General features: G+C 44.0%; 9 protein-coding genes. All 9 read right to left on the reverse strand.

Annotated features, from left to right (window positions below; genetic code table 11):
- Positions 1-26: 26 nt before the first annotated feature.
- The 9 genes from ABLT31_RS35025 to ABLT31_RS35065 all read right to left on the reverse strand — a co-directional run bounded on the left by ABLT31_RS35025 (position 27) and on the right by ABLT31_RS35065 (position 5901).
- On the reverse strand, positions 27-392 hold the full coding sequence (locus ABLT31_RS35025) for a PTS glucitol/sorbitol transporter subunit IIA (RefSeq protein WP_367760285.1): 366 nt from the start codon (positions 390-392) through the stop codon (positions 27-29).
- Between the two features lie 64 nt (positions 393-456).
- Complete coding sequence (srlE, locus tag ABLT31_RS35030) at positions 457-1491, reverse strand: PTS glucitol/sorbitol transporter subunit IIB (RefSeq protein ID WP_367760286.1); 1035 nt, start codon at positions 1489-1491, stop codon at positions 457-459.
- 12 nt (positions 1492-1503) lie between these two features.
- Complete coding sequence (srlA, locus tag ABLT31_RS35035) at positions 1504-2049, reverse strand: PTS glucitol/sorbitol transporter subunit IIC (protein ID WP_367760287.1); 546 nt, start codon at positions 2047-2049, stop codon at positions 1504-1506.
- 29 nt (positions 2050-2078) lie between these two features.
- Positions 2079-2507 carry a transcriptional regulator GutM gene (locus tag ABLT31_RS35040; RefSeq protein WP_367760288.1) on the reverse strand — a complete coding sequence of 143 codons (429 nt, stop codon included), beginning with the start codon at positions 2505-2507 and terminating at the stop codon, positions 2079-2081.
- Between the two features lie 326 nt (positions 2508-2833).
- Positions 2834-3070 carry a ferredoxin reductase domain-containing protein gene (locus ABLT31_RS35045; protein ID WP_367760289.1) on the reverse strand — a complete coding sequence of 79 codons (237 nt, stop codon included), beginning with the start codon at positions 3068-3070 and terminating at the stop codon, positions 2834-2836.
- A gap of 251 nt (positions 3071-3321) precedes the next feature.
- Complete coding sequence (locus ABLT31_RS35050; RefSeq protein ID WP_367760290.1) at positions 3322-4314, reverse strand: NADPH:quinone oxidoreductase family protein; 993 nt, start codon at positions 4312-4314, stop codon at positions 3322-3324.
- 228 nt (positions 4315-4542) lie between these two features.
- Positions 4543-5403 (reverse strand): NAD(P)H-dependent flavin oxidoreductase, encoded by an 861-nt coding sequence (locus ABLT31_RS35055; RefSeq protein WP_367760294.1) that lies wholly within the window; start codon positions 5401-5403, stop codon positions 4543-4545.
- A gap of 3 nt (positions 5404-5406) precedes the next feature.
- Entirely contained in the window at positions 5407-5772 is a 366-nt protein-coding gene (locus ABLT31_RS35060; RefSeq protein ID WP_367760291.1) for a hypothetical protein, read from the reverse strand.
- A gap of 3 nt (positions 5773-5775) precedes the next feature.
- Complete coding sequence (locus tag ABLT31_RS35065; RefSeq protein WP_367760292.1) at positions 5776-5901, reverse strand: hypothetical protein; 126 nt, start codon at positions 5899-5901, stop codon at positions 5776-5778.
- Positions 5902-6103 lie beyond the last annotated feature (202 nt).

Here is a 6103-nt window from a genome sequence, read left to right on the forward strand (position 1 = left end):
CTATTATGAAAATCGATTCTACTAACCTACTTTTTTACGATATTAAGGAATGAGCCCGCTTCGGGAACTTGAATCTCAGCATCCTCAAGATAAAGCGTCCCCGGAAGTTGCGGAGTATCAGAACCGTCAAATTTCAATGTAATATGTCCTAGTGAACCTAAATTCTTCTTCACGGCATCGCCTACCGCTGTAATTTTAAATTCTTGATTGTTCAAAACCAAAACGTCACCCTGCTCAATTTCACCATCAATTTCATTTACCTTAACTAATAGACAGTAGTCCGCTAATTCGGCAGGAGCGTTGTCCCCGAATAAAATAAACATTTTTTCTGCAAGAAAATCAGCAACGGATAAGCCAATTTTATTAATTTGGGTTTGATAAATAGTTTGCATGAATCATTCCTCCAACTTTTTTATGTGTATCAACTGAGATGAATAGATTCGATACTTGTAAAACTTAATCATATAAGCCAAAGCTTGCTAGCCATGCGATAAATACGGTGGGCGCCCCCGTTAAGAAACGAGAATACAGCACGGAAGGCACACCAACCTCCACGGTCTCTACCTCAGCTTCGGCCAAGCCCAATCCAACCGGTACAAAGTCTGCTGCTGCTTGGGAGTTAATCGCAAATAGTGCCGGTAAGGCAAGATGAGCCGGAATATTTCCTTTTCCGATTTCTACACCAATTAACGTTCCGACGACTTGGGCAATAACCGCGCCAGGTCCTAAGAACGGAGATAATAACGGGAACGAGCATACTAAGGCAATCAATAGCAGTCCCGGGAGGGAACCGGCATAGGGAGATAAATATTTAGCAAATACATCACCGATACCAGATTCAAGGATTACCCCGATCAGCATAGCCACAAAGGCCATAAAAGGTAAAATCGTTTTAATGACCGTATCAATAGCGTCACGCCCGGCTTGGTAGAACACACTGATAACCGAACCCATCGCCATTCCAATCTTAGCCATTATTCCGTTTGACTGTTCGGTAATCTTCTTATCTGTGCTATACTTAGATTTAGGTTTATCTTTTTCTACTTTTTCATTTGGAATATTGGATTGAGCCGGTGTTGCCGCACCGCCATACAATTCAATATTCTCTGTTTTAACCCCAGAGACGTAAATCTCTTCTGTAATATGTTTAGCCAGAGGTCCGCTTTTGCCTGTCGGCATCACATTGATGGTCATGATTCCCTTTTGCGGATATAAGCCGCATCTTAAGGTTCCGCCGCAATCGATAATGACGCATGCCATTTCGTCTTCTGGAACTGTCGTTTTAAACCCGTTGACCAATTCACAGCCTGTAAGACTGGCAATTTTCTCTGCAATGTCCGGTTGGGTTCCCCCGGTGATATAAACTACTTTATTTCTTTTTTCATCAGGCGTAATAATCAGCGGGCCACCAAAGCCGCCCGGTCCAGCCTTAACCATTATCGATGCATATGCTGTCCGTCTTTCTTGGATCGCAACAGGATTTGCGCTCATGGTGATTCCCCCTTAAAGTTCGATGGTTTCTTTTAATTTAATTCCTTGCTGTCTCGACACATACGCCGTTGTTAAATCCGTTACCCAGCCTCGCAAAAAGTTTGTAACGATACCTACTAGAAAGTAGCGAATCGCAAGCTCCGTTGTTTCTAGTCCGAGTTGAGTAATTCCCGCGGCAATCCCTAAAAAAACGAACAATTCACCTGGATTAACATGCGGAAACAATCCGTTATGCGTATGGCAGGAAAAAGATGCTGCTGCGTAATAGCTAGGCTTGTATTTTTCCGGCAAAAATCTTCCTAAAGATAAAGTCATAGGATTCGCCAGGACGAAAGTTCCGATCACCGGCAAAACAAAATATCTCGTGAATGGGTTTTTTCCTGATTTTTTTGCTAGTCTTTCTACTCTCTCTTCTCCAATTAACCGAATGAGTGAATTCATAGCCACTAACATAATAATGAGTAGAGGTACGATACCAGTAACTAAGTCAACAAAAACTTCTGCGCCTTTTTCAAACAGATTCATAAAACCGTCTGCTAGTTTTATAATCAAATCCATGCTGCTTCACCTCGTTTGCTTTATTTTTTTTAACTGTTTCTGCTCGATACAAGCCGGTCTAGCCACGTTTTCTTTACTCGAAGCTCCCCGCCTCTTGAGATGATCTCATAGCTATTTAAAGCATCTTGTATGGCAAGCCTTGTTAATTTATTGACTTTACTTAGATCTTCGCTCGTAAGACTCAAAAGATTTTTACCTGCAAACCCTTTCATTTCTTTGACTCTCGAAAACACGGTTACCCCTTGCATCTTGTCTGCTTTTAAAATGGTATTCTTTCGATCAATGGCGAACATGACAACCGTACCTGCTTTAAACCATCCTGTTTTCTTTCCTATCGCCACCCTTCCTAATTTTCTCAGCTCCGCATACTTTCTGTTGAAATGACGAATCTGGAAGAAACCTAGAACACTTTGGGCCAGCCAAGATAGTCCAATTAATAGAATGACAAACCAGATCATAAGTACCCCTCCTTTCAATCGGCAATAGAATTGAAATCGATATTAACGACAAATTTGAATTTCCCTTACAAGCCTTATTATACATGAGACAATCAGCTAATTGTTCATAGACATATAAAACCTTGTCACAATTCATATGACGACATTATTTAAAAAGGGGGAGTATTTCGTCACAAACATTGACATAAGGAAAGCATTATTGACCTCCTCCATCGCCGACATGACACAGGCGATTCATGGTTGGAACCAGGAGACTTAGTTCGCGGGGACCTTAATAAGAAAATCCCCTTTAAGGTGGCATGAGCAGTAAAAGAGCCCAGGGAAGCTTACTGTGAACAAAACTCATCATAGTATATATTCGATCCCTTGACTCCCTTTTCGCTAAGAGCCTTGATTGTCGTTTCGATTAAGATGGGAGGGCCGCACAAATAGGCATCCATGCCCGCCATCTGCCCCATATAACGGGAAACAATGTCAGCGATATATCCTCGATCGCCATCCCATTCCTCTCCCTCCCCGCAGTCCGATAAGGCAGGAATAAAGTGGAAGTTAGGGTAATGCATTTCCAATCCCTCCACTCGTCAACGAAATAGAGGTCCCTAGTTGTACGGGCTCCAAAATTCACAGTATAATAGGGAATCCCAATTTGATCGGCTACCCGGCGGACATCTTCATAATCGGCCAACCTCTTACAGAAATAAAAAAGAGACCCAACCTTCCTCAGAAGGGAGAGCCTCTATCTTTGTCTTCTGGTTTATATTTTGAAAGGAACATAACTCCTTATTAGTAGAGAGATAGCCTTTTTTCAAAAAATTTATTTCACATTGACAATGGTCCGACCTCGAATAGTACCTTTAAGGATCTCTGATAATACGGCAGGCAATTCATTTAGGTTTATTTCACTGCCAATATGGTCCAATAGATTTTTGGGTTTTAACTCGCTTGCCATCCGTTCCCATATTTTTGTGCGCATGTGCATGGGACATTCGACGGAGTCAATTCCAAGAAGATTAATACCGCGAAGAATGAAAGGATAGACTGTCGCAGGGACTTCACCGCCGCCAGTTAGACCGCTAACGGCAACCGACCCTCCGTATTGGGTAGTACTCAATACATAGGCAAGGGTCTTTCCCCCTACTGGATCAACCGCTCCTGCCCAACGCTGTTTGTCTAATGGCTGAATCTTTGCGGGGGAAACATCTGCTCGGTGAAAGATCTCTTTTGCCCCAAGATGGCGTAGGTACTCATGTTCCGATTCTTTTCCTGTACTTGCAACAACATGATAGCCCCTTAACGCCAACATCGAAACGGCTACACTGCCTACACCTCCCGTAGAGCCCGTAACGAGTACAGGGCCTTTCTTAGGGTGCAAACCATTCTCCTCTAGCCGCTGAATAGAAAGCGCAGCTGTAAATCCTGCGGTTCCCAGTGCCATTGCCTCTTTCATGGTAAGCCCCAGCGGAAGCGGCACAACCCAGTCAGAAGGAACACGAGCATACTGGCTAAATCCCCCAAAATGACTAACCCCAAGCCCGTAACTGGTTACGATGACCTCATCTCCTTCACGAAATCGTGAATTCTCGGATGATACAACCGTTCCCGCCAAATCGATTCCAGGCACAAAAGGATAGGATTTCACGATGCGCCCTTTCGGGTCAACTGCTAGCCCATCTTTGTAATTCACACTTGAATAAGCCACACGAATCAACACATCACCAGGTGGCAAATCATCGAATGTCAATTCCTTTACATCGACCGAAAATTGCTCTTCCATTTTATTAACAACCAGTGCAGAAAACGCTGCCATCCAATACACCATCCTTTACCATCATTCTTAATAAGATCGTATCAATCCAGCATTTGATAAAAATAAACATCATCGCGCCCCAATCATCCATAACCGGAGACGGGGGTATGTTTGGCCGATTTATTTCGAACGCTTTGCAATTAACGAAGTCAATGCTTGGTTATACTCCTTCTGAAGCTGCTCTACCAATGCATGAACGGGTTGCACCTGCTTAATTGCACCCACTCCCTACCCTGCAGACCAGATGTCTTTCCAGGCCTTTGGTCCCGAGGTACTTGATGGAACGAAATCCAACGATGCTTTTTTCTCGAGCTGATCCGGATCAAGGCCCGCTTGCCGGATACTTGGAACCAGGTAATTTGCGTTTATTCCGCTAAACGCATCCGTATAAATGAGGTCGTCGAGGGTTGATTCCATTAGCATCCGTTGGTATTCGGGACTTGCAAAACTTTCCGAAGCCGCAATGAAACGCGTTCCCATATAGACAAAGTCTGCGCCAAGAGCCTCTGCAGCAAGAATGTCTCTCCCATTGGAAATGCAACCGGCCAGTATCGTGATTCCATCCCAGAATTCTTTAACCGCCCCCATGAAAGCAATGGGATTGATCGTTCCGCCATGGCCCCCTGCCCCGTTGCAAACAAGAATTAACCCATCTGCACCTTTCTGAGCTGCCTTTCTGGCATGAACAAGGGTACTGACATCCGAAAAAACAAGCCCCCCATACTCATGCGCGAGGCGGACAGCCAGACTTGGGTCCCCGAGTGATGTAATCACGATCGGTGGCTGATACTTCTTAATGAGCTCCAGGTCCTCTTCATATCGCTTATTCGATCGGTGTACGATCAAGTTCACTGCCCATGGAGCCACTCGTCGATGCGGGTTATCCAGCTTTGCCTGGGCAAGTTCGCGTGCAATCCGTTCCATCCAGTCATTCAAAACATCTGATGTACGAGCATTCAGCAGCGGAAAGGAGCCCACAATCCCCGCTTTGCACGCTTCGATCACCATATCCGGACTAGAAACAAGAAACATGGGAGCGGCGATGACAGGTAACGCGATTTGATCTGCAAGCTGGTCCCTCTTTATTATTCATCAGGAATTCGATTCAGCTATAGACAGGGGCTCACCAGTTGCTGCCACTTCATCATTGATGTATTGATACACACCGGTATCCACTGCCTTAATTTTAGGATATCGCTTCAAATATTGTTGGCGGATCGGCCGGGAAGGTACTTTATATTCACGTAGGAATGAGAATTCCTTTTTTAATTCATCAATGGAAACCGGTTGGTTCGCATCTTTTAAGTACATCATGATTTGTTTCGCTTCTTCATCTAAGACATCTCGTGATTTATAGGTTCGCGTAGTTGGATTTTCTTCATGATTTTCAATCTTTTTATCTTCTAATGGTTGAGCTTCTTCTTTGATTGCATGATGATGAAGAATTTCTTGTTTCACTTCTTAGATATCTTCTTGAACCGCTTGATGAATAGCCATTCTTTCTTGTGCTACTCGCTGTAAAGCGGAAGAAGCAGCCATAAGCGTGTTACAATATCTCTCTTCAATGAGTTTTTCTTGACGCTTCATCAATTTTTCTTCCAACACATCTTAGCGCTGATTCATGGTTTCCTCGATGCGATTTACTTTCGCATCCAGCCAGTCGAATAACAGATCAAGCCGTCGTACGTAAATTGAGCAGCCGGGTCTCTGCTCCCTTGATCTTTCCTCTATTTAACTCGAGTTTGACACCATGCACTTCAAATAAGCCTGAACCCATTGGGATTTCAGG

It is taken from the genome of Ammoniphilus soli (assembly GCF_040813775.1).